This window comes from Phyllobacterium sp. 01N428 (assembly GCF_056399405.1).
This window is the reverse complement of record NZ_JBFTRH010000001.1, coordinates 1,308,356-1,331,922: the sequence shown is the minus strand read 5'-3', so window position 1 is coordinate 1,331,922 and position 23,567 is coordinate 1,308,356. Positions and strand designations below refer to the sequence as shown.

The following is a 23,567-nucleotide window of genomic DNA, read 5'->3' as shown; positions in this document are numbered from 1 at the left end:
GCCTCAGGCGAAATAGGTGTCGGAGATCGTATCGGAGAGCACTCCGATTTCATAGGCAAGTCCATGGAGCTTATCCGGCGTGAGCTCCGACGCTTCCATAATGGCAAGGTCGGTGTGGAGCCGAAGCACCTTCTTCATAAGTACCGGCATCTCGGTGCTCGAATCGCGCGCCGGCAGAAGCCCGAACTCCGTCTTCAGGGCCTCCAACTGGAAAAGAATGGAGCGCGGGTTGAGCGGATCGAGCGTCAGAAGATCGAGCACGCTGAGGCGCCCGGAATAAACACTGTATTGGCGCCGGTGGGTCATGACGCTGTCGCCGATCTCCAGCAGCATTTCGAGCGCCCCATCCGCTGCGTCCGGACGCGATAGCGTTGCCAGGATGCGCGCCATGCCGATGCTGCGCTCGATGCGGCGTCCGATTTCGAGGAAGCGCCAGCCGGTGAACCGGTACATGTTCTCGTGCACGAGGCCGGAAAAGCCGGCAAGCTTGCGCAGAACGATGGTCATTGCCCGGGTTGTGTCGTCGCCCGCAGCCACCGCATCATGAAAACGATGGATCGTCTTCGAAAGGTCCCGCAACGCAAGCCAGCCATCCGGCGAAAAGCGATCGCGAATACGGCTGGCGCTGAGCATCGCGCCGTCGATCGAGCGCGAGAGACCCTTTGGAATGGCGCTGTCGAGATCGACGCCGAGAGGCTTCAGATAGGCACGCATTTCCGCGAGCAGCGGAAGTTCCCTGTTGGCCGCCTCCGCATGACGCGCATGGCAGGCCCGGAGGATGCGCGCGGTTCCTTCCGCCCGCTCGATATAGCGTCCCATCCACATGAGGTTTTCAGCAGCACGGCTAGGAAGCGTTCCCGGCACGTTGCGCCGGAAAGCGTCATCCTCGCGCGGCAGCAGCGTGTCCTTGCCGACCGGTCCGCTGCTCGTGATCCACACGTCGGCGGCCTGCCCGCCACGCTGCATGGCGATCGCAGCGGTATCTAGTGTAAGGCCCACGCGCGCAAAACCGCCGGGCAGAAAGCTCCAGCCATGCTTGGTCCGCGCGGCGAAGACCCGCAATACAAAGGGGCGCGGTTCCAGCTTGCCGTCGACATAGACCGGCGTCGTCGAAAGCTTGACCGCCTCCTGCCCGACAAGGCTGCGCCCGTCATACCTCAGCCGTGCAAGCAGTTCGCTGCGTGCGCTATCGTCAAGGCCGGCGCCGAGCGCGGTCGCGCCCATATCTTCGAACGGCAATTGTCTCGACATTGCCGGTCCCACCATCATCTGGTCGAGGTGGTCCATGACGTGCCGGCGCTCCTTGTCCTGGCCGCACCACCATGTTGCGATGCTCGGCAGCGCAAGGTCGCGCCCATGCAGCGCGTTGGAAATGGCCGGGAGAAACGCCAGCAAGGCCCGCGTCTCCAGGATGCCGGAGCCTAGTGCGTTGACGAGCGAGACAGAACGTTGCCGGAGAGCCCCCACCATGCCGGGGGTGCCAATCCAGGAATCTGCCTTCAGTTCAAGCGGATCCATATAGGCGGCGTCCATCCGTCGCCAAAGCACATCCACGGGCTTGAGGCCCGAAACGGTGCGCACCATGACCTTGCCCTTGCTGACGGTGAGATCATCACCCTCCAGCAGCATGAAGCCGAGATAGCGCGCGATATAGGCGTGTTCGAAATAGGTTTCGTTGTTGGGTCCGGGCGTGAGGATTGCTGCACGTCCCTGCGGATTCTTAACCTGCGCCTGCAGCGAATCGCGAAACTCCTTGAAGAACCCGGCAAGCCTGTGAACGTTCATGGACGCGGAAACATCCGCGAGGGCCCGCGTACTTGCGACGCGGTTTTCAAGGGCAAAACCCGCACCCGACGGCGCCTGCGTGCGGTCGCCGAGAACCCACCACCTGCCGTTGGGCGCCCGGCCGAGTTCGAAGGCGCAAAAATGCAGAAAATGCCCGCTCGCCGGTTTCACGCCTGCCACTGCATGCAAATATTCGGAATTCGAAGCAATCAGATCGGGGGGAAGCAGGCCCTCGCCGATCAGCCGGTTCTCGCCATAAATGTCGGCGACGATGTCTTCCAGGAGATCCGCGCGCTCGGCAAGACCGCGCGTGATCGACTGCCAGTCATGCTCGTCAATCAGAAGCGGGATATGCGCCAGCGGCCATTCTCGTTCCTGTGTGCCGGTTTCGTCGTAGACCCGGTAATAAACGCCCGCATCGTGCAGATATTGGCTGGCCTTGGCAAAGCGGGTCGCGAGCTTTTCAGGACCGATTTGATCGAGTTTGCGAAGGAGTAATTCCCAACCCGGACGCACTGCGCCGGATGGGTCGATCATCTCGTCGGCAACATTGGGCAGCGGTTGATAACCCGCGAGCAGCCCTGATACGTTTGGCGCTCTCACGGGCGATGGCATGGTTGCACACCCCCCGGGCCGCGGTGGCGGGGCATTTGGCTAGACAGAGCCGGGGTAAAACTCAGACTCATCCGATCTCGCATTCGTCGCATCAACTTGGCCGTGGCCGCCTGAGGTCGAGGGTCATCGGAAACTCGCCGGAAGGCTGCTCCTTCCTGAGTTCATAGGCCCCCGCCGTGTGTCCCCGCGCTTCGAACCTGGCAAGGCGGCGCGCCTCCGCTTCGTTCGAATTCACGGGAAAAGTATCATAGCTGCGCCCACCCGGATGTGCGACATGATAGACGCAGCCGCCGATCGCCCTACCCGACCATTGATCGTAAATATCGAATACAAGCGGCGTATTGACCGGGATCATCGGATGCAGCCCGCTGCGCGGCTGCCACGCCTTGTAGCGTACGCCTGCGACCGCCGTACCCTGCGTTTCGGTCATCCGCAGCGGGACTTCGCGCCCGTTGCAGGCAACGCTGTGGCGCGCAGGATTGAAGTTCTCCATCTTCACTTGCAATCTTTCGACCGAACTGTCGACGAAGCGCACCGTCCCGCCGATTGCGCCCTGCTCGCCCATGACATGCCATGGCTCCAGCGCCTGGCGCAGTTCCAGCTTGACGCCCTCGCGCTCGATCTCGCCGCAGAACGGAAAGCGGAATTCGAGCTGCGCCTCGAACCATTCCGGCCGGAACTCGAAGCCGTTCTCCCGCAGATCGGCGAGAACATCGAGAAAATCGGCCCAGACAAAGGCAGGCAGCATAAAGCGATCGTGGAGCGACGTGCCCCAGCGGACGAACCCGCCCTCGATGGGCTTGTTCCAGAAGCGTGCTACCAGCGCCCTAACCAGCAATTGCTGTGCGAGGCTCATGCGGGCATTGGGCGGCATTTCAAAGCCGCGGAACTCGACGAGGCCAAGCCGTCCCGTTGGTCCGTCAGGCGAGAACAGCTTGTCTATGCAGATTTCCGCCCGGTGGGTGTTTCCAGTGACGTCGATCAAAAGGTTGCGGAAAAGCCGGTCGACCAGCCAGGGCAGAGGCGGTGCACCTCGACCCGGCATCGGCACCTGCGCCATGGCGATTTCGAGCTCGTAGAGACTGTCATGGCGCGCCTCGTCGATGCGCGGGGCCTGGCTTGTCGGACCGATAAAGAGGCCGGAAAACAGGTAGGACAAGGATGGATGCCGCTGCCAGTGAAGGACAAGGCTCTTCAAGAGATCCGGCCGCCGCAGGAACGGGCTGTCATTTGGCGTTTCGCCGCCGACAACGACATGATTGCCGCCGCCCGTGCCGGTGTGCCTGCCGTCGACCATGAATTTGTCGGCGCCGAGGCGCGACTGGCGCGCTTCCTCATAGATCGCCGTTGTCGTTTCGACGCACTCACGCCAGTTGGCGGCAGGATGGACGTTGACCTCGATGACACCCGGATCCGGCGCTACGCGAATGACGTTGATGCGCGGGTCCTGCGGCGGACTGTAGCCCTCGATATGAACCGGCAGTCCGAGCTTCGCAGCAGCAGCCTCGGCGGCGCCGACGAGTTCGAGATAGTCCTCCAGCGCTTCAACCGGCGGCATGAACACGCTGAGGCGGCCCTCCCGCGGCTCAACGGAGATCGCGGTGCGCACCGCGCCGCCAATATCGCCGAGTTCCTGTTCGACCCGCTCCTGCTGACCCCCTTCGGCGGCTGTGAATGACGCGACGGCCTGCGGCGTGTCCCGGGCCGCCGGATCTGCTTGAGCAATCGAGTCGGCAAGCGGTCCGCGATCCACGGACGGGTCCACGGGCACGATATAGGGATATTCCGAAGGCGGGACATGCGGCAGCGCTCCGAGCGGCAGGCGGTATCCGACCGGCGAATCCCCCGGCACCAGAAAGAGCCTGCCACGGCGTGTCGTCCACTTTTCGCTGCGCCAGCGCGGGCCGGCAACAGCCTGGCTGTTCCAGCGCTGTACCGGAAGCACATATCCCGTCGGTTCAGTCAGGCCACGTTCGAAGACCCGGGACATGCGGCTGCGCTCTTCCGGGTCCTTGAGTTTCGAATTGGAGGGATCGACATTGGCCGGCAGGTTGCCTTCCTTGACCAGCCACTCGGCCGGATCCTCATAGGCCGGCGCGACCATCTCCGTCTCGACGCCGAGAACATTCGCCATGCCGGTCAGCAATTGTTCCGCGTCCGCCGGCTTGATCTTGCCCTTGCTGTTTTCGGCAGCGATGAGGTTCGGATCGACCCAGATCGGCTTGCCGTCCTTGCGCCAGTAGAGCGAGAACGTCCAGCGCGGCAGGCTTTCGCCCGGATACCATTTGCCCTGCCCATAATGCAGGAAGCCGCCGGGCGCAAAGCGATCGCGCAGTCGGCGGATCAGCATGTCGGCCTTTTCGCGCTTGGTCGGGCCGACCGCATCGGTGTTCCATTCGCCGGATTCGAAATCGTCGATCGACACGAAGGTGGGCTCACCGCCCATGGTCAGCCGCACGTCGCGCTGCTGCAGCATCGCATCGACCTTATCGCCCAAAGCATCGAGCGCTGCCCAGGATTCGTCCGAGAACGGTTTGGTTATGCGCGGGTGTTCGGAGACCCGTGTCACATGCATGTCGAAATTGAACTCGACATTGGCGGGTTCGGCCATGCCGGAAATCGGGGCGGCATTCCTGTAGTGCGGCGTTGCGGCGAGCGGAACATGGCTTTCGCCGGTCAGAAGGCCCGAGGTCGGATCAAGTCCGATCCAGCCCGCGCCCGGCAGGTAAACCTCGCACCACGCGTGAAGGTCGGTGAAATCCTTGTTCGTCCCCGCCGGGCCATCGAGGGCGACGAGATCGGGTTTCAACTGGATCAGATAGCCGGAGACGAACCGGGCCGCGATGCCGAGATGGCGCAGGACCTGTACGAGCAGCCAGCTGGAATCGCGACAGGAACCGGTCGCGACGCCGAGCGTCGTATCGGGCTCCTGCACGCCGGTTTCCATGCGGATGACATAGCCAACCTCGCGCTGGATACGCGCATTGAGGTCGACGACGAAATTCACCGTATTGGTCGGGTTGCGGTCGATCGTTGCAAGAAACGCGCTCAGCAGCGGACCCATTGGCTCCGGCTTCAGATAGATCGAGAGGTCGTCCCGGATATCCTCAGGATAGGCGAAGGGCCACGTCTCCGCGATCGGCTCGACGAAGAAATCGAAGGGATTGTAGACCGTCATGTCCGCAACGAGGTCGACCTCGATCTTCAGTTCGGTGACGGGCTCGGGAAACACAAAGCGGGCGAGAAAATTCCCGTAGGGATCCTGCTGCAGGTTGACGAAGTGATTGGAAGGGCTGACTTTCAGGGAGTGGCTGAGAACCTTCGTACGCGAATGCGGCGCAGGCTGCAGGCGAATGACCTGAGGTCCGAGCATGATCGGACGGTCATATTTATAGTGCGTCAGATGGTAGACCGCAGCGTGAATTGCCATATCGCCTCAAATAACTAGCCGCGCATCGCGCGAAACAAACTGAAACCTAAACTACTCTCTTTCATAGGGCACGTCCTAAAATGTGCCGTTGCCAATTATTTTAGCACTTGAGAATTTTGCCGTATAAACGTGCTTGCCAGCGGAGAAATCCCCGCATAGCATCCGCGCCGATGGTTTCTCCGGGATGACAACACCGGAGATGAAAAGGGAACACGGTGAGGCGTACCCAATAGGGACCGAGACCGTGGCTGCCCCCGCAACTGTAAGCGGCGAGCGTTGCCTGACGATGCCACTGATCGAACGATCGGGAAGGCCGGGCAAAGCTGAGACCCGCGAGCCAGGAGACCTGCCATCAAGCAAACGATTCGAACCGGACGGGGTGTGCCGGGAGCGATGCGGTGTTGCCGTTTACGGATGACCTTGAGCAACTGCTGAGGCGTCCTGTGATTGGAATATCCACGTTCCCTGTTCCTGTCCCCATGAAGGACAGGCATGCACATCGACCCTCATCATCATCATCGCTTGTGCCCGCACCCTGGCTGGAACCTGCCGGTTGACATTGCTTCGCGTTTGCTATCATACGATATAACATTACATCAGTTGATCGAAGTTTCCTGCGTGCGAGGATCTTCGATTGCCGGAAAACGCCAGCCATGAGTTCCATCCTTCTCAGCGCCGACACGGTCAGCTATCGAATCGGCGGCAAGTGCCTGGTCGAGGTTGCATCGCTGCAAATTCCACGCGGATCGCGGCTCGGCATCATCGGTCCAAACGGCGCCGGCAAATCCACGCTGCTGCGGATGCTGGCAGGGCTTGCAGCGCCAACAAGCGGAGCAATTCATATTGAAGGCGAGAATATTAGCCGCTTGACCCCGCTGGAGCGGGCACGCCGCTTCGCCGTGGTCGGCCAGACGGATACGCCGGACGGCCAGTTGCGCGCCATCGACTACGTGGCGCTTGGCCGTATCCCCCATGGCGGACTCTACAGCGCCGCGACGGACCGCGAGATTGTTGGGGAAGCCATGGACCGTGCCGGCGTCGCGTCGTTTGCGGCCCGGACGGTTGGTTCGCTGTCCGGCGGCGAGCGGCAGAGGCTGCAGCTGGCGCGCGCTCTCGCCCAGCAACCGGCGATCCTGTTTCTCGACGAGCCGACCAATCACCTCGATCCGAAGGCCCGCAGCGCCCTGCTTTCGCTCGTTTCCGGGCTCGGCATCACCACCGTCGCCGTCCTGCACGACCTGCCGCTCGTTGCGCCGTTCGCCAGCCACGTCGCCGTCATGCATGCCGGGAAGATCGTCGCCGCCGGCACACCCAACGAGACATTGACCCCGCGCATCGTCAGCGACGTGTTCGACCTCGACGTCCTGCGCCTGCGCCACCCGCATCAGGACCGCGAACTCATGGTGTTCGACGTTCCCGGCCCCGTTCAATCTGATCAGTCACGGAGACTCCCATGAAAAAAGCCCTCATCGCGCTCGCGCTCACGCTGCTGTCGGCGCCGGCATATGCCTTTCCCGTCACTGTCGACAGTTGCGGCACGCCGCTGACCTTCGACGCGGCGCCCAAACGCGCCGTCATCCAGGATATCAACATGAGCGAGATGGCTTTCGCGCTCGGCCTCCAGCCCTCGATCGTCGGCGTGACCGGCATCACCGGCTGGTACAAGCTCGACGAGGCGTTCAAGAAGCAGCTAGGATCGATCCCCGAGCTTGCACCTAAATATCCGACCATCGAGAACCTCGTCGCCGCCAATCCCGATTTCTTCTTTGCCGGCTGGTATTACGGCATGAAGCCGGGCGGCGACGTTACGCCGGACACGCTCGCGCCCTACGGTATCAAGACGCTCGTCCTGACGGAGAGCTGCGTTCATCTCGACAAGAATCGTCCCGCCGCCTCGATGGATTTGCTCTATGGCGATATTGAAAAGCTCGGCAAGATTTTCGGCAGGGAAGCCGAGGCCAACAAGCTGGTCTCTGGCTGGAATGCGGAGCTTGCCGCGATCAAGGGCAAGATCGGCGGCAACGGCGACACGCGCGTCTTCCTGTATGACTCCGGTGAGGACAAGCCGTTCACGGCCGGCAAGTTCGCCATGCCGTCGGCATTTATCCGCGAAGCCGGCGGCGTCAACATCATGGACGACATGGAGACGAGCTGGGGCACGACGTCGTGGGAAACGGTCGCCGCGCGCAACCCGCAATTCCTCGTCCTTCTCGATTATCAGGATGATGCCGGCTACCAGAAGCTTTTGAATTTCCTGAAATCGCACCCGGCGATGAAGGAGACGGATGCGGTGAAGAACGAACGCTTCGTCGCCCTGCGCTACGCCGAGATCACGCCCGGACCTGCCAATATCGAAGCCATCGGCAAGATCGCTCGTGCGATGCATCCGGAAGCATTTTGAGGGGTGACCAGCAACGCGCCTCCCGGCTGCTGCGCAGCCACCCTCCCCACAAGGGGGGAGGGAAAAGGCGGCGCCATGCATACGAAAGCCTTTGACGAAATGATCCACTTACCCCCCTCTGCCCTGCCGGGCATCTCCCCCACAAGGGGGAGACCGATTGGCGGCTTCGCACACTCGCTACTCGAACGAGGCGTTGGCTTCTGCGGGCTCGCGCCTTTCCCTCCCCCTTGTGGGGAGGGTCGGACCGAAGGTCCGGGGCGGGGTTCTTGCGACCGCGAAGCCCTTCGAGGCATCCCAGGCACGCCCCTCCCGGCTGCTGCGCAGCCACCCTCCCCACAAGGGGGAGGGAAAGGCGGCGCCATGCATACGAAAATCATTGACGAAAGTGATCCACTCACCCCCCTCTGCCCTGCCGGGCATCTCCCCCACAAGGGGGGGAGATCGATTGGCGGCTTCGCACACGCGCTACTCGAATGCGGCGGTGGCCTTTGCGGGCTCGCGCCTTTCCCTCTCCCCTGTGGGTTGGGACGGACCGAAGGTCCGGAGCGGGGTTCTTGCGACCGCGAAGCCCTTCGAGTCATCACAGGCACACCCCTCCCGGCTGCTGCGCAGCCACCCTCCCCACAAGGGGGAGGGAAAGGCGGCGTCATGCATTCGAAAGTCATTGACGAAATGATCCACTCACCCCCTCTGCCCTGCCGCCCATCTCCCCCACAAGGGGGGAGACCGATTGGCAGTTTCGCACATTCGCTACTCGAACGAGGCGTTGGCCTTTGCGGGCTCGCGCCTTTCCCTCTCCCCTGTGGGTTGGGACGGACCCGAAGGTCCGGGGCGGGGTCCTTACGACGGCGGAGCTATTTGTTTCATCCCAGGCACGCCCCTCCCGGCTGCTGCGCAGCCACCCTCCCCACAAGGGGGAGGGAAAGGCGGCGACGCATTTGAAAGTCATTGACGAAATGATCCACTCACCCCCCTCTGCCCTGCCGGGCATCTCCCCCACAAGGGGGGAGACCGATTGGCTTCCGGCGCTTAGTCCAGCCGCCACCGGCAGGGTATTGCGCCGAGATGACTGCAGGCTTTTCTCCCCCCTTGTGGGGGAGATGGGCGGCAGCCCAGAGGGGGGTAAATGAGCTTCGCCCCCACGCAGCGACGCATGCTTATCGGCGCAAGCGTGGCGATGCTCGCCCTCGCCCTTGCCTCGATTGCCTATGGCTCGACCCTGATCCCGCTCGGCGACGTCATGCGTGCGCTTGCCCATGCCGCCGGTCTCAGCGACACGTCCGTCGCCGCGCCGGTGCAACGCATCATCATCGACCTTCGGCTGCCCCGCGTCATCCTTGCGCTGTGCGTCGGTGCGGGCCTTGGCGTCATCGGCGCGATGCTGCAGACCGTCACGCGCAACGATCTCGCCGACCCGTTCCTCTTCGGCCTCTCCTCGGGCGCGGCCGCCGGTGCCGTCTCGGTGATCAGCATCTTCGGCGATCGCTTCGGCATCTGGACCTTGCCGATTGCCGCGTTTACGGGCGGCATGCTCGCGGCCCTGCTGGTGCTGGTGCTCGTGCGGCGCATCGAGGGCCAGGGACCCGAACGGCTGATCCTCGCGGGCCTTGCCGTCTCGTTCCTTTTTGCCGCACTCACCAACTACATCGTCTTCCTCGGCGACCAGCGCGCCGCCCACTCCGTGCTGTTCTGGACACTCGGCGGTCTCGGCCTGGCGCGGTGGGATAATCTGCCGCTGGCAATCACCGGGCTTGCCGCGATCCTCGCATTTGCGCTCTTCAACCACCGCCGACTCGATGCGTTTCTCGCCGGGGAAAACACCGCCGAGAGCCTCGGCGTGCGTGTAGCGCGCACGCGCAGTATCGTTTTTATCGTATGCGCCTTTTCGACCGCGATTTTCGTCTCGGTTACCGGCGTCATCGGATTTGTCGGCTTGATGATCCCGCACATGGCGCGCCGCTTCGCCGGTCAGCTTCACGCCGGACTGATCCTTGCCTGCGCCATTTTCGGCGCCATCCTGATCCTGCTCAGCGACCTTGCCGCGCGCCTGCTGCTCGCGCCGCAGGAATTGCCGATCGGAATCGTAACGAGTTCGGTCGGGGCGTTCTTCGTGGTGACGATACTCTTGCGAAAACCGCGAGGCTAAGGCCGGCCCCGAGCCACGAAATGCGGGTTGGCGAAATCCGCATCATGCGCCTGGTTGCGCCGCCCGTAAGTCAGCGGCCTGCCGTCGAGCGTCGAGGTGATGCCGCCGGCCGCGCGCAATACGGCATCGCCTGCCGCCGTATCCCACTCCATGGTGCGGCTCAGCCGCGGATAGATGTCGGCCTCCCCGCGCGCGAGCAGGCCGAATTTCAGCGATGAACCAACCGAAACGCAATCGGCGATGGCGAACTGGTCGAGATAGGCGTCGGTTTCCGGCGTCCGGTGCGAGCGGCTCGCAACCGCGACCAGAACGTCGGGGGCTGAACGGCAAGCAATGGCCTGACGTTCGATCACGCTGCCGTTGCGATCGATCGTCACTTGTTGCGCCCCCTCGGGACCGCCGGTGAAGAGCAGGCCGCGCACGGGAGCGTAGACGAGGCCGAGCACCGGTACGCCGTTTTCGATGAGCGCGATGTTGACGGTGAAGTCGCCATTGCGGCTGACGAACTCCCGCGTACCATCGAGCGGGTCCACTAGATAGAAGCGGGTGCCGAGATCGCCGGGGATATGGCCGCCTGCGATCTCTTCCTCGGCAACGATGGGGATGTCCGGTGTCATACCCCGCAACGCCTGAAGGATGATCGCCTCGGCGGCGTGGTCGGCTGCAGTCACGGGTGACTTGTCGTCCTTGAGTTCGACAGCGCAGCCTTCCTCGTAGATACGCAGGATCTCTTGACCGGCAACGATCGCGGCTTCTTCGAAGAGGGTGAGTAGATCAGAGTGGAATGTCATGCAGCGCTCTCTGCCCTGCCGGGCAATTCCATCCCAAGGGGGGAGACCAATGCGCAGTCACACTCAACGACATTCGAATTGCCGGCGGACATGCCTATGCGACCTCCCCCGTTGTGGGGGAGATGGGCGGCAACCCATAGGGGCGTGAGTGCGAATTGCATGACTTGATCTAGATGGACCACGAACTCTGGTCGTAATTGAAGATGATGCCACGCTCAGCAAGCAGGTTTTCGACCTCGGAGGCAAGCTCTTCCGTCGTTCGCCCGACGGTTTTCAGATGAAGTTCCGGGGCCTCCGGCGCTTCATAGGGCGAATCCACGCCGGTGAAGTTCTTGATCTCACCGCGCAGCGCCTTGGCGTAAAGGCCCTTTGGATCGCGACGGGCGCATTCCTCAAAGGGCGTATCGACGAAGATCTCCATGAACTCGCCGTCGCCAAGCAATTCCCGCGCCATGCTCCGCTCGGAGCGGAAAGGCGAAATGAACGAGACCAGCACGATCAGCCCCGCATCCACCATAAGCTTTGCCACCTCGCCGACGCGTCGGATATTCTCGACGCGGTCCTCCTCGGTGAAACCGAGATCGCGATTGAGGCCGTGGCGGACATTGTCGCCGTCAAGGATATAGGTGTGCTTGCCGAGCGATGAGAGGCGCTTTTCGACAAGGTTCGCAACCGTGGATTTGCCCGAACCGGAGAGCCCGGTGAACCAAAGCACGGCCGGCTTTTGATCCTTCAGTGCCGCGCGCGACGCCTTATCGACGTCGAGCGCCTGCCAGTGCACGTTCGATGCGCGGCGAAGCGCAAAATCGATCATGCCCGCGCCAACCGTGGCATTGGTCAGACGATCGATGAGGATAAACGACCCGGTCGAACGGTTCGACTTGTAGGAATCAAAGGCGATCGGCTCCTGCGTCGAAATATTGCAGACCCCGACTTCATTCAAATCGAGCGATTTGGCAGCAACTTCGGCGAAGCTGTTGATATCGATTCGATGTTTGAGATCGGTGATCGTGGCCGTGACCTGGTCGGTTTCGGTGCGCAGGATATAGGAACGGCCCGGAATGAGCGCATGCTCGGCGAACCAGACAAGATGGGCCGCGAACTGGTCCGCGACTTCAGGGCGCGCGCCCGGGGAAACCAGCATGTTGCCGCGCGAAACCTCGACCTCATCTTCCAGCACTATGGTAACCGCCTCGCCCTCGCCGGCGCGATCGAGATCGCCATCCCAGGTGACGATGCGCTTGACGCGCGATGTCTTGCCGGACTTCGCCACGACGACCTCGTCGCCGGGCGCTACAGACCCCGAGGCAATAGTGCCGGCAAACCCGCGAAAATCGAGATTGGGACGATTGACGAATTGGACGGGAAACCGGAAAGGGCGTTCTTCGGCGGTGCGATCAAGCGGCACGGTTTCGAGATGTTCAAGCAGCGATGGCCCCTTATACCAGGGCAACTTATCGGATGCACCGATGACATTGTCGCCGTAGCGCGCCGAAAGCGGGATCGACTGTATCGAATTGAATCCGAGCTTGCCCGCAAACGTCTGATATTCCTCGACGATCCTGTCGAAAATCTCCTCAGAGTAATCGACGATATCGATCTTGTTGACCGCCAGTACGATATTGCGGATGCCAAGCAGGGAGGCGATGAAGCTGTGACGCCGCGTCTGCTGCAGCACGCCTTGCCGCGCATCGACGAGCACAATGGCGAGATCCGCCGTCGAAGCGCCGGTCGCCATGTTGCGGGTATATTGCTCGTGCCCGGGCGTATCTGCGACGATGAACTTGCGTTTCGGCGTCGAGAAGAAGCGATAGGCCACATCGATGGTGATGCCCTGCTCGCGCTCGGCCTCAAGGCCATCGACAAGCAAAGCAAAGTCGATATCCTCGCCATTCGTTCCGTGCTTGCGGCTGTCGTTGGTCAGGGCGGCAAGCTGATCCTCGAAGATCAGCTTTGTGTCGTAGAGCAGCCGGCCGATCAGCGTCGACTTGCCGTCATCGACGGAGCCGCAGGTCAGGAAGCGCAAGAGCGACTTCTTTTCCTGTTCGGCCATATAGGCGTTGATTTCCTCGGCGGCTGCTTCGGCTGCGGACAACTCGATCTGGGCTAGTTTACTCATCAGAAATAGCCCTCACGCTTTTTCTTTTCCATGGAGCCGGCCTCGTCCTTGTCGATCATGCGGCCCTGCCGCTCCGAGGTGCGGGAAACCAGCATTTCGCCGACGATCTCCGGAAGCGTCGTGGCGCTCGATTCAACAGCGCCGGTCAGCGGGTAGCAGCCAAGGGTCCTGAACCGAACCATCTTGTCCTGCAGCACCTCACCCGGCAGCATCTGCATCCGTTCGTCGTCGCGCATGATCAGCATGCCATCGCGCTCGACGATCGGCCGCTTGGCGGCGAAATACAGGGGAACGATCGGAATCTCCTCCTGCATGATGTATTGCCAGATGTCGAGTTCGGTCCAATTGGAAATTGGAAAGACGCGGATCGATTCACCCTTGGCGACGCGGGTATTGTAGATCTTCCACATTTCCGGACGCTGGTTCTTCGGGTCCCAGGAATGCTGGGCATTGCGGAAGGAAAAGATGCGTTCCTTGGCGCGCGACTTCTCTTCGTCGCGGCGCGCGCCGCCAAAGGCAGCATCGAAGCCATATTGGTCGAGTGCCTGGCGCAGAGCCACCGTCTTCATGATGTGGGTATGCGTGTTCGAACCATGAACGAAGGGGCTGATTTCCTGCTCGATGCCTTCCTGGTTGCTGTGGACAAGAAGATCAAACCCAAGCCGCTTAGCTTCTGAATCACGAAACGCGATCATCTCCTTGAATTTCCACGTGGTGTCGACATGGAGAAACGGAAATGGCGGTTTTGCCGGATAGAACGCTTTCATCGCCAGATGCAGCATGACGGACGAATCCTTGCCGATGGAATAGAGCATCACCGGCTTGGCGAAGGTTGCCGCAACTTCACGGAAAATGTGGATTGCCTCGGCTTCAAGACGCTGAAGATGCGTCAGGTTCTTGGTCATCAAAATCACTATCCACTTGTGCCGGGCGCGTTATTGACGCCAGCAAAAATCATTCAGGACACCGGCGTCCTTCGACTGCCGGAACGTGCCGCAAACATAGTGGAACAGTAGCGGTTTAGAAAAGGATGGTTTCACGCCTCGCGCAAAATCGACGCCAATTTATTGCCGTTGCAGGCGAAATCTAAGAACGCCATGCTCCTGTCGAGTGGCGTCCAACCACAACCGTTTTAAAAACCTTCTATCGTGGAAAATTCATCCGGCCTTGCTGTCGCCAAGACCAGCAATGAATTTATCGAACGCTTTCGCATCGGCATAGGACTTCTGCGTGCCTTCGCGGGTGATCGAATCGGCGGCATAGAGCGCAGCCTTGCGCAGCGAGGCTTCGACGTCGCGGCCTTCCACGTAGAACCGGGCAAAGCTGCCAATGAAGGCGTCGCCGGCTCCCGTCGTATCCTTGGGCTTGACCTTCAGCGGCTCGATCAGCGTCGCCTTGTCGGCCGTGATCAGCCGCGCGCCACGTGAGCCAAGGGTGACGATGACGGTGCGAATGCCCTTGGCGATCAATGAGCGGGCCGCGGTCTCGATTTCGGCATCGGTACCGGTCGGCATGCCGGTCAGCAATGCGAGCTCCGTTTCGTTCGGCACAAGAAACGTCGCTTTGGTGACCTTGCCGGCATCGAGATCCGGCGCGGCCGGCGCCGGATTGAGAATGGTCTCGATGCCATGCTGGTCGGCAAAGGCGATCGTGTAGTAGACCGTCTCCAGTGGAACTTCCAGTTGCATGAGAATGAGGTCGCACCGCTTCAGGTCTTCTGCGGCGGCATCGATATCCGCCGGCTTCAACTCGTTGTTGGCGCCCTTGATGATCAGGATGGAATTTTCGCCATGCTCGTCGACGAAGATCGGCGCAACGCCGCTCGACTGGCCGGCAGCCGTATCGACGTGGGTGATGTCGATGCCATTGTCCTGCAAATTGCGGATCGTACTCTGGCCGAAGACATCGTCGCCTACCTTGGTCACCATCATGACGTCGGCGCCGAGACGTGCGGCCGCGACCGCCTGATTGGCGCCCTTGCCGCCGAACCCCATGGCGAATGCCGGCGCTTCGACTGTCTCGCCGGGTGCGGGCATGCGGACGATCGAAGTAACCAGATCCGTCATGTTGCTGCCGACAACGGCGATACGGTGGGCCATGTGCGTATTCCTTGTGTAGTCCAGTCGTTTGGAATTTTTCTATATCAGCGATCTTGCGGAAAGAAACGGGGCCTCATCGATCGGTGTTGCGAAATGCGTTGAGAGCAATGACCAAAAGCAGGAAGCCGCCCCATATGAAATCGATGAGGTGGTTGGAGAAGCGCAGGATCTGGAAGCCGGATGAGAGCAGCATCAGCGCAACCAGCGCGATCGACACGCCAAGCACCCTGCCCTTGCCACCAGCCGGGTTTGTGCCGCCAAGCACAGCGATCAGGATGGCTTGCAAGAGGTAGGATGCGCCATAATCCGATTTCGCGGCATTGGTCCGCCCCGAAAGAATGATGCCGGCAATGGCGGCGAGAAACCCGGTCAGCATATAGGAATAGAAGATCATCCGATCCTTGCGCAGGCCGGCAAAGACGGCGGCGCGCGGGTTGGTGCCAATGAGCATGAGATTGACACCGAGTGTGGTGCGCGTGAGCAGAACGGCGACCGCACCGGCAACGACGACGAACAGGATGAACGGCGTTGCGAGGCCCAGGATCTTGCCGTTGCCGATATAGTTCCAGCCATCCGGGAATCCGACGATCGCCGGGCCGCCGGTGAGGACGACAGCGAGGCCGGTGAAGATCTGGCCGGTGCCGAGCGTCGCAAGGATCGGCGTGATGCGCAGTTTGGCGATGAGAAAGCCGTTGAGGACACCCGCCAAGAGACCGATCGCCAGCGCCATCAATATGCCGATGCCCGTATAAAGCATGATCATGCCGGTGGACTGGTCAGTTCCGGTGATGACATGGTGAAAGAACACGCCCGCGAGAATCCCGGCGAGGTTGGCGATGCCGACGACCGAAAGATCGATACCGCCGGTCAGCATCGCGATCATCATGGCGATCGCGAGAATGCCGAGTTCCGGCATGATGTAGGTGATGGACTCGAAATTGTAGTAGCGCAGGAACTTGTCGGGGTTGAGATAGGACATCAGCGCGAAGACCAGCACGGTGATCACGAGAAGCTGCAGGATATTGCGGTCCTGCCCCAAAATGCGCTTGGCGATAGAGCTGTTCTGCATGTCCTGTCTCACACCAGTTTCTTGCGGTCGCGCCAGGCGGTGAGCGCCGTGGCGATGATGATGATGAGGCCCACGACCACCCGCTGCCAGGTGGTATCGACCTTCATGATGATGAGGCTGTTCTTGACCATAACCAGCATGAACACCCCAAGCAGCGTGCCGATGACGCTGCCACGTCCGCCGAAGATGGAAGCGCCGCCGAGGACCACGGCCGCGATGACATCAAGCTCAAGGCCGACGAAATCGCGGGGATTGGCAAGCCAAATCATCGAGCCGTGTAACAGCCCGGCAAATCCGGCCAGCGCCCCGGCGAAACAGTAGACGACGAATAGCGTGTTGCGGGTATTGAAGCCGACCCGGCTTGCGGCCTCCGGCGCACCGCCGAGAGCGAACACCGAGCGCCCCATCATTATATAGCGCAGAAACAGATGTGTGAGCAGCGCGAGGCCGAAATAGATGAGGATCATCGCGGTCAGGCCGAAATTGGTGCCGCTTGCAGAAGTCAGGCTGATGAGGTCCGTCTTGGCGAAGGCGATCAACTGCTGAGGCATCTTGTCGATGTTGATCATGCTGGTGCCAACGAGGCCAAGCAGCAGGCCGCGCACGACGCTACCCGTACCGAGGGTGACGATCAGCGGGATCATACGGAAGCTATGGATGAAGAAGGCGTTGAAAGCCCCGAGAAAAGTGCCGATCAACGTTGCGGCGACAAAGGGCAGGAGCACACCGCCATAGCCATAATAGATCATGACCTTGATCGTGAGATACATGGCGGCGACGGCAAAAGCTGTGAAGGAAACGTCGATGCCGCCAGAAATCATCACCACAAGAACGCCAAGCGCCAGGATGCCGATGATCACGTTGGCCCGCAAGAGTCCGAACAGGTTGTCAAGCGACCAAAAGGCCGGGTTGATCAGTCCGATGATGATCATCGCAGCGCCAAGAATGCAGGCGATGATGAATTCCGATCGACGAAACATAGTCATTTCAAGGCCTTCAGCCGGTCGTTTAAAGCGTCTTCATGCAAAGAATCAGGTCCGATTTCATCGACGAAACGCCCTCGGTGCATGATGATGATGCGGTTGCAGTTCTGGACAAGTTCCGGCACGTCGTCGGAAATCATCAACACGGCCAGACCGTTCTCGACCGCCAGTTCCCGTATCTTGCGATGGATCTGCGCCTTGGAGCCAACATCGACGCCGACAGTCGGGCCATTGAGAATGAGCACCCTTGCGCCCGTCAGCAGCCAGCGCGCCAGCACGACGCGCTGCTGATTGCCGCCGGACAGATGGTTGACCGGCGTTTGCGGACCTGGCGCCGCAATCTGCATCGCACCGAACATGCCCGACGTTGCCGCAGCCGTGCGCTTGCGATCGATGAAGATGCCGCGCACGAAATTGTTGAGCGATGTCGCCAGCATGTTGCGTTCGATCGATTGGGGTAAAAACAGACCCTCGCTGAGCCGATCCTCCGGAACGTAAGCGATGCCGGATCCGATGGCCTCCTGCACTGTCGCCGGATGCACTTCCCTGCCGTCGACCTTCACTGTCCCGGTAAACTTTGGGTTCATGCCGAAGAGCGCCAGCGCAAGCTCGGTGCGGCCGGCGCCGATCAATCCGGACAGGCCGACGATCTCGCCGGCATGGAGCGTCAGATTGATATCCTCGATACTCCCCGGCACAGAGAGATTGCGTACCTCTAGCCGCGGCGGGCTGCCTCCGGCGGCTGGCTCCCAAACGTAGCTCTGATCGGTGAGATCATGCCCGGTCATGGCGCGGGTGATCTTCGGCTCGTTGAAATCGGTAATCGGGCCTTCGGCCACCTTCTTGCCGTTGCGCAAGACGGTCAGCCGTTCGCTGATTTCGAGCATCTCGCGCATCTTGTGGCTGACGAACAGGACGGCGATGCCCTGCGCCTGGATATCGCGCACGATACGGAAGAGCGCATCGACCTCGGGCCGCGTCAGCGCCGTCGTCGGCTCGTCCATGATGATGAGCCGGGCATTCACCATGACGGCGCGGGCAATTGCGATGATCTGTTTGCCGGACGTCGGCAAGGTTTCGACATCGGCGTCGAGGTCCATCGTAACGCCGAGACGTGCGAGTGCCTGTTCGGCAAGGTTGCGGGCACGCGTCCAGTCGACGATACGGCGTTTTTCGAGAAGCATCGTATTGAGCGCGAGGTTTTCGGCAACACTGAGGTTCCCGAAGAGAGAAAAATCCTGATAGATGACCTGAATGCCATGCTGTACCGACTGCGCGGGCGTCATGCCGGTTACCGGGACGCCGTCGATGCGTATTTCGCCCTCGGTCGGCTGATAGACGCCAGCCATGATCTTGATGATGGTGGATTTGCCGGAACCGTTCTCACCGGCAAGGCAGTGAATTTCACCGGGCTTGATTGCCAGCGAAACCGCGTCCAGCGCCACGAGGCCGCCGAAACGTTTGCTGATATTATTCAGCTCCAGAAGATATTCGCTCATGCTTGCTCCGGCCATTCGAAATGTCCGGGCGACAACGCTGCCGCCGCCCGGACAATAGGCAAATCAGAAGTTGTAAGGGGCCATGTTATCGACCGTGACGCCTACCCAACCGGCGCCGTAGAGCAGGTTCGGCTTGGAAGCGTCGGGCGCTGTGAGGCTCGTATAGCCGGGAAGGCCGAGGTCGAGGCCGGGCTTGATCTCGGCATTCTTCTTTTCGAGCGCCATGACGGCAAGCTCGTTCATGGCATAGCCGGCAACGGCAGGATCCCAGAACTGGATATACTGGATGTCGCCATTCTTCAGGTATTCACCGGCAACCGAAACCAGACCTGTTCCCGCGAAAAAGACCTTGCCCTTCAGACCGCCCTCTGCGATCAGGCGTCCTGCGCCTGCCGAAGTCGGCATCGGCGCGCCGAGAATGCCGGTAACGTCCGGATAGGTGGTCATCGCCTCTTTCAGCTTGTTGTAGTCCTGATTGGCGTCGTCATAGGTTTCGAGGCGTTCGGTCGCCAGCGACATTTCAGGAAAGTTCTTCTTCTGATATTCGATGGCGCCGTCGATCCAGTCCATCTGTGACTTCGAGGTCAGGCTGCCGACCGTCGCAAGATACTTGCCCTTGCCGCCCATGTTCTTCGCAAGCACTTCCATGAGCTTGGCCCCATAGGCCTTGTTGTCGAAGGCTTCGAGCTCGTAATCGACATTGACGATGTTGGAGGCTTCATGGGCGATGACGACGATCCCGCGGTCGCGGGCCTTCTTCAGCACAGGCTCCACCGCCTCGACCGAGAATGGCACGATGCAGATTGCATCGACGCCCTGTGCGATCAGGTTTTCAACGATCTGGACCTGCGCAGCAGCGTCGGCCTGGCTCGGCCCGACCATCCAGGTATCCATCCCGGTATCTGATTTGAACTGTTCGACGCCGGCGCGCATGCGGTCGAACCAGGCAATGCCGTCGACCTTGACCACGGTGGCGATGGAATAGGTCTTGCCGCTAGCCGACGTGACATATTCCTTTTTGACTTTGGATGTATCGATCGGCCCTTCGGCCTTTGCCGGCGCGACAAGAGCCGCGACAATGGCGAGTGATGCGAGCAGTTTCTTCACAGGCATATCCTCCTTGGTTGTTGCCCAAACCGTGCGGAATGGCGTAGCCACCCGCCGACCTTTCGAAGTGTCAGGAAGAAAACTGGAGGCAAACGATCAAACCACGCGGCATTGCGCGCAGCGACCTTGGTTCTGCCTTGCCGATCTTCGCGCCGGACCACTCCCGTCCAGATGCGAATGCTCACTCCCTGCGATTCATACTTAAGTGATGAAACGTTTCATTTAACATTCAAGATGATGCGGCGCTTGTCAATATGGAAGCGGCGCATAGAACAAATGTTATTTGAAATGTTAAAGTGTGTGCAATTTAGAAGTGCAGAACGGTCGATATTTCGAGTGCCAAGGCCAAGATTTCCGTAATGTCCGGGATGGCTGGGGCGCCTGGATTCGAACCAGGGAATGGCGGTACCAAAAACCGCTGCCTTACCACTTGGCTACGCCCCAAAATCTTGCGTTCTGTCCAGGCGAAGCGCCCGACCGCGCGGCCTTATAACCTCTGGCTCGGGGTTGCGCAACGTGAATGATCGGCCATTTGTCGCTCTTCGCAATTGTTTCCATATAATTTTCATGACAAGGGTGACTTCGATTTCACGCCGTTCCGAACGAGGCCCGGATTGCCCTTTGCTGCATTGCTTGCGCCATTCATCGCCACCGCCATCGGCGCCGCCATACTGCTCGCGGCCATCATAAGGCTCCTGCCGAGCGATTTCCTAGGCGCCGCCATAACGGAGCGGTCCAACCATACGCAGCCGGCGCGCCAGCTTGGCGGTCTTGCCATCATCCCGGCAGTCCTCCTGGCGCTTTGGATATTCGGCCCGGCAGCCGGTCTCGACTGGCAATTTCTTGCCTCGAGCAGCGCCGCCGCGCTTATCCTGTGGGTCACCGGGTATTTCGACGACCGCCATCATCTGCCCGAAAGCGTCCGGCTGATCGCACAGTTTCTTGCGGCCGGAATAGCCGTCTATGGCCTCGGCAGTGAATTTCGGCTGCTGCCCGAGCTCCTTCCTTTCGCCGTCGAGAGGCTGCTCCTTGCCTTTGCGCTCGTCTATTTCATCAACCTCACCAACTTCATGGACGGTCTCGACCTGATGGTCGTCTCCGGGCTTGGCATACCGCTGGCGCTGGCTGCGGTTCTTGCGGCGATCGGCCTCGTGGCTTCGGGTACGGGCGTGCTTGCCGCCTGCCTCGCCGGGGGCCTCTTTGCATTTGCCCTGTTTAACCGCCCGAAAGCGCTGGTTTTTCTCGGCGATTCCGGCAGTCTGCCGATCGGGCTTTTGAGCGGGCTTGCCTTCTTCCTGGTTGCCCGCGACCTTTCAATCGCCGCCGGCCTGCTTTTGCCGCTGTTCTTTATCGCCGACGCTACCTCGACGCTGTTCATGCGGCTTGCGGCGCGAGAGAATATTCTCGCTGCCCATTCCAAGCATGCCTATCAGATCGCCAAGCGGTCGGGCTGGTCGGTCTGGCAGATCGTTACCAGCGTCGGCGCGCTGAATTTCATCCTCGGCATCTGCGCCTTCCTGACATTCGATGGCGGGCTTGTTGCGGCCGGCGCAATTTGCGCCGGGCTGCTGGCAGTGACGTTGCTGCTGTCGCGTTTTCGCAGCGCTGGACGACGAACTCTTTAAGACGTTGCGCGCTCGTAGAGCAGCTTGCGGACGCCTTCCGTATCGCGCCGCTCGATCAGAAGCTGGAGTTCTGCCACAGCATCCGGCAGGTGGTCGGCGGCATTGGACCGGCGCTGGGCGCGCAGGATTTTTGTGTGGCTCGTCGACCCGACGCCGGTGGGATCGTAGAACAGTTCCTCATGCAGCTTCTCACCGTCGCGAATGCCCACTGTGACGATCTCGATGTCGCCATCGGGATTGCTGCTGTCCTTCACCGACAGTCCGGCGAGCAGGATCATGTTTTCGGCAAGATCGCGGATACGCACAGGTTCACCCATTTCCAGCAGCAATATATCGCCGCCCTCAGAAAGCGCGCCGGCCTGGATGATGAGTTCGGCAGCTTCGCGCACGGACATGAAATAGCGGGTCATGTCGTCATGGGTAACCGTCAGCGGCCCACCCTGCGCGATCTGCTCGCGAAAGAGCGGCACCACCGACCCGCTTGAACCGATGACATTGCCGAAACGGACCGAAGCAAATATCTGCCCGGTCCCCTGCTCCCTGGCGATATCCCCCTGATGCCGCACGATAAGTTCCGCCCAGCGCTTGGTCGCCCCCATGACATTGGAGGGCCGAACGGCCTTATCGGACGAGATCAGCACGAAGTTCCGCACCCCGGCCTGCTGCGACATTGAGGCCAGCACGTCGGTGCCGATGACATTGTTGCGCGCGCCCTCGACGACGTTCTCTTCGACAAGCGGCACATGCTTGTACGCGGCGCAATGATAAACATTTTCAACCTTGTGCTCGGCGAGCAGCGCGCGGATCAGCGAAGCATCGCTGATCGAACCAAGCGCCGGAACGATCACGCAATCGGTCATGCCCGCCAGCTCGCGCTGGAGCTGGTAGATGCTGTGCTCGTTGACATCGAAGACAATGAGCTTGGCGGGCGCAAGCTTGACGATGGTGCGGCAAAGCTCCGAGCCGATCGAGCCGCCGGCGCCGGTAACAAGGATCACCCGGCCTTCCACGGTCTTGTCGAGCAGCGTCGGGTCGGCCGGAACGGGCGAGCGGCCGAGCAGGTCGTCAATGTCGATGTCACGCAGATGGCTGACCAGATACTTGCCGGCCGTGAGGTCGGAGATAGCCGGAAGAATGCGAACCTTGACGTCAAGCGCTTTCAATCGGCCGATCAGCCGGCGACGCTCGATGCCGCTCAGCGATGATGTCGTGACGATCAGTTCGCTGATACCGAAATTATCGATCAGCGTTTCAAGGTGTTGCGTAGGATAGACGCGGATACCGAGAATATCCATGCCATGCAGGCTCCGGTCGTCGTCGATGAAGCCGGCAACGGATACTTCGTTCTGGCTGCGCAGCGCATTGGCAAGCTGGCGTCCCGCATCGCCCGCTCCGAAAATCAGACATTGCCGCGCCATGAGCTTGTCGCGCAGTGCACTCCACAGCAGCCATTTGGCGCCGAAGCGGCTGCCGCAGATGATGCCAATGCTCAAAACCCAATAGAGGAAGGGAATGGCGCGCGGCACACCCTCAGCGCCGGTCATGAGCGTCAGGAACGCCAGGCAGACCCAGAGAATGACGGATATGGTCACCGCCTGGATCATCGTCCAGATGGCCTTGTCCGGCAGGTAGCGGATGACGGCGCGATAGAGTCCGAAGCGGATGAACACCGGCAGCCCGATCAGCGGCGCGGCAACCATCAAAAGTGCCTGTTCGCTGTTCGGAATAAAGAATGTGCCAAATCGCAGCAGATAGCTGAGCCAAACGGCAAAGGTCAGCGCGATCACGTCGAATACGACCAGGATCAGTTGCTTGTAACGACGCGGCATCATCGAGACGCCCTGCCGAAAATTTTCCAGTGTCATTGATCCTCGATGTTCACGGCATGCAGACGGGCT

15 protein-coding genes, 1 tRNA gene and 1 riboswitch are annotated in these 23,567 nt (G+C 60.8%); of the genes, 4 read left to right on the top strand and 12 right to left on the bottom strand.

The features are described 5' to 3' along the window. Nucleotides 1-3: 3 nt before the first annotated feature. Together AC1DNI_RS06490 and AC1DNI_RS06485 are read right to left on the bottom strand one after the other, a co-directional pair. Complete coding sequence (locus AC1DNI_RS06490) at nucleotides 4-2,400, bottom strand: circularly permuted type 2 ATP-grasp protein (protein ID WP_477691237.1); 2,397 nt, start codon at nucleotides 2,398-2,400, stop codon at nucleotides 4-6. Between the two features lie 91 nt (nucleotides 2,401-2,491). Then, nucleotides 2,492-5,830 (bottom strand): transglutaminase family protein, encoded by a 3,339-nt coding sequence (locus AC1DNI_RS06485; RefSeq protein WP_477691236.1) that lies wholly within the window; start codon nucleotides 5,828-5,830, stop codon nucleotides 2,492-2,494. Between the two features lie 154 nt (nucleotides 5,831-5,984). Beyond that, nucleotides 5,985-6,198, top strand: a riboswitch (cobalamin riboswitch). Between the two features lie 285 nt (nucleotides 6,199-6,483). On the opposite strand from AC1DNI_RS06485, the gene AC1DNI_RS06480 reads away from it, so the two are divergent. From AC1DNI_RS06480 to AC1DNI_RS06470, 3 genes are all read left to right on the top strand, one after another. Beyond that, nucleotides 6,484-7,287 carry an ABC transporter ATP-binding protein gene (locus AC1DNI_RS06480; RefSeq protein WP_477691235.1) on the top strand — a complete coding sequence of 268 codons (804 nt, stop codon included), beginning with the start codon at nucleotides 6,484-6,486 and terminating at the stop codon, nucleotides 7,285-7,287. Continuing rightward, nucleotides 7,284-8,231 (top strand): ABC transporter substrate-binding protein, encoded by a 948-nt coding sequence (locus AC1DNI_RS06475; RefSeq protein ID WP_477691234.1) that lies wholly within the window; start codon nucleotides 7,284-7,286, stop codon nucleotides 8,229-8,231. The genes AC1DNI_RS06480 and AC1DNI_RS06475 overlap by 4 nt, the downstream gene beginning before the upstream one ends. Before the next feature lie 1,126 nt (nucleotides 8,232-9,357). Then, nucleotides 9,358-10,377 carry a FecCD family ABC transporter permease gene (locus tag AC1DNI_RS06470; RefSeq protein ID WP_477691233.1) on the top strand — a complete coding sequence of 340 codons (1,020 nt, stop codon included), beginning with the start codon at nucleotides 9,358-9,360 and terminating at the stop codon, nucleotides 10,375-10,377. On the opposite strand, the gene cysQ is transcribed toward AC1DNI_RS06470, so the two are convergent. From cysQ to AC1DNI_RS06425, 9 genes are all read right to left on the bottom strand, one after another. Beyond that, entirely contained in the window at nucleotides 10,374-11,168 is a 795-nt protein-coding gene (cysQ, locus tag AC1DNI_RS06465; RefSeq protein ID WP_477691232.1) for a 3'(2'),5'-bisphosphate nucleotidase CysQ, read from the bottom strand. The genes AC1DNI_RS06470 and cysQ overlap by 4 nt on opposite strands. A gap of 169 nt (nucleotides 11,169-11,337) precedes the next feature. Then, complete coding sequence (gene nodQ, locus AC1DNI_RS06460) at nucleotides 11,338-13,287, bottom strand: bifunctional sulfate adenylyltransferase/adenylyl-sulfate kinase NodQ (RefSeq protein WP_477691231.1); 1,950 nt, start codon at nucleotides 13,285-13,287, stop codon at nucleotides 11,338-11,340. Then, nucleotides 13,287-14,192 (bottom strand): sulfate adenylyltransferase subunit CysD, encoded by a 906-nt coding sequence (cysD, locus tag AC1DNI_RS06455; protein ID WP_477691230.1) that lies wholly within the window; start codon nucleotides 14,190-14,192, stop codon nucleotides 13,287-13,289. Before cysD ends, nodQ begins: the two co-directional genes overlap by 1 nt. Before the next feature lie 252 nt (nucleotides 14,193-14,444). Further along, complete coding sequence (gene rbsK / locus AC1DNI_RS06450) at nucleotides 14,445-15,386, bottom strand: ribokinase (RefSeq protein WP_477691229.1); 942 nt, start codon at nucleotides 15,384-15,386, stop codon at nucleotides 14,445-14,447. A gap of 73 nt (nucleotides 15,387-15,459) precedes the next feature. After that, nucleotides 15,460-16,455 (bottom strand): ABC transporter permease, encoded by a 996-nt coding sequence (locus AC1DNI_RS06445; protein WP_091919385.1) that lies wholly within the window; start codon nucleotides 16,453-16,455, stop codon nucleotides 15,460-15,462. An 8-nt stretch (nucleotides 16,456-16,463) separates the two neighbouring features. Beyond that, on the bottom strand, nucleotides 16,464-17,441 hold the full coding sequence (locus tag AC1DNI_RS06440) for an ABC transporter permease (RefSeq protein ID WP_477691228.1): 978 nt from the start codon (nucleotides 17,439-17,441) through the stop codon (nucleotides 16,464-16,466). Next, the gene (locus AC1DNI_RS06435; protein WP_477691227.1) at nucleotides 17,438-18,937 is read right to left on the bottom strand and encodes a sugar ABC transporter ATP-binding protein; all 1,500 of its coding nucleotides are present in this window, start codon (nucleotides 18,935-18,937) and stop codon (nucleotides 17,438-17,440) included. The genes AC1DNI_RS06440 and AC1DNI_RS06435 overlap by 4 nt, the downstream gene beginning before the upstream one ends. 63 nt (nucleotides 18,938-19,000) lie before the next feature. Further along, complete coding sequence (locus AC1DNI_RS06430; RefSeq protein ID WP_027230034.1) at nucleotides 19,001-20,044, bottom strand: autoinducer 2 ABC transporter substrate-binding protein; 1,044 nt, start codon at nucleotides 20,042-20,044, stop codon at nucleotides 19,001-19,003. Nucleotides 20,045-20,413: 369 nt separating this feature from the next. Next, nucleotides 20,414-20,488, bottom strand: a tRNA-Gln gene (locus tag AC1DNI_RS06425). 170 nt (nucleotides 20,489-20,658) lie between these two features. Here AC1DNI_RS06425 and AC1DNI_RS06420 point away from each other — a divergent pair. Continuing rightward, nucleotides 20,659-21,669 carry an MraY family glycosyltransferase gene (locus AC1DNI_RS06420; protein WP_477691226.1) on the top strand — a complete coding sequence of 337 codons (1,011 nt, stop codon included), beginning with the start codon at nucleotides 20,659-20,661 and terminating at the stop codon, nucleotides 21,667-21,669. On the opposite strand, the gene AC1DNI_RS06415 is transcribed toward AC1DNI_RS06420, so the two are convergent. Beyond that, nucleotides 21,666-23,534 (bottom strand): polysaccharide biosynthesis protein, encoded by a 1,869-nt coding sequence (locus tag AC1DNI_RS06415; protein ID WP_477691225.1) that lies wholly within the window; start codon nucleotides 23,532-23,534, stop codon nucleotides 21,666-21,668. The genes AC1DNI_RS06420 and AC1DNI_RS06415 overlap by 4 nt on opposite strands. Between the last annotated feature and the right edge of the window lie 33 nt (nucleotides 23,535-23,567).

Coding starts and splice junctions, on each gene's coding strand:
- nodQ (WP_477691231.1), bottom strand. CDS start 13,287: ATGAGTAAACTAGCCCAGATCGAGTTGTCCGCAGCCGAAGCAGCCGCC.
- AC1DNI_RS06445 (WP_091919385.1), bottom strand. CDS start 16,455: ATGCAGAACAGCTCTATCGCCAAGCGCATTTTGGGGCAGGACCGCAAT.
- AC1DNI_RS06415 (WP_477691225.1), bottom strand. CDS start 23,534: ATGACACTGGAAAATTTTCGGCAGGGCGTCTCGATGATGCCGCGTCGT.
- AC1DNI_RS06440 (WP_477691228.1), bottom strand. CDS start 17,441: ATGACTATGTTTCGTCGATCGGAATTCATCATCGCCTGCATTCTTGGC.
- AC1DNI_RS06485 (WP_477691236.1), bottom strand. CDS start 5,830: ATGGCAATTCACGCTGCGGTCTACCATCTGACGCACTATAAATATGAC.
- cysD (WP_477691230.1), bottom strand. CDS start 14,192: ATGACCAAGAACCTGACGCATCTTCAGCGTCTTGAAGCCGAGGCAATC.
- cysQ (WP_477691232.1), bottom strand. CDS start 11,168: ATGACATTCCACTCTGATCTACTCACCCTCTTCGAAGAAGCCGCGATC.
- AC1DNI_RS06435 (WP_477691227.1), bottom strand. CDS start 18,937: ATGAGCGAATATCTTCTGGAGCTGAATAATATCAGCAAACGTTTCGGC.
- AC1DNI_RS06475 (WP_477691234.1), top strand. CDS start 7,284: ATGAAAAAAGCCCTCATCGCGCTCGCGCTCACGCTGCTGTCGGCGCCG.
- AC1DNI_RS06490 (WP_477691237.1), bottom strand. CDS start 2,400: ATGCCATCGCCCGTGAGAGCGCCAAACGTATCAGGGCTGCTCGCGGGT.
- rbsK (WP_477691229.1), bottom strand. CDS start 15,386: ATGGCCCACCGTATCGCCGTTGTCGGCAGCAACATGACGGATCTGGTT.
- AC1DNI_RS06480 (WP_477691235.1), top strand. CDS start 6,484: ATGAGTTCCATCCTTCTCAGCGCCGACACGGTCAGCTATCGAATCGGC.
- AC1DNI_RS06470 (WP_477691233.1), top strand. CDS start 9,358: ATGAGCTTCGCCCCCACGCAGCGACGCATGCTTATCGGCGCAAGCGTG.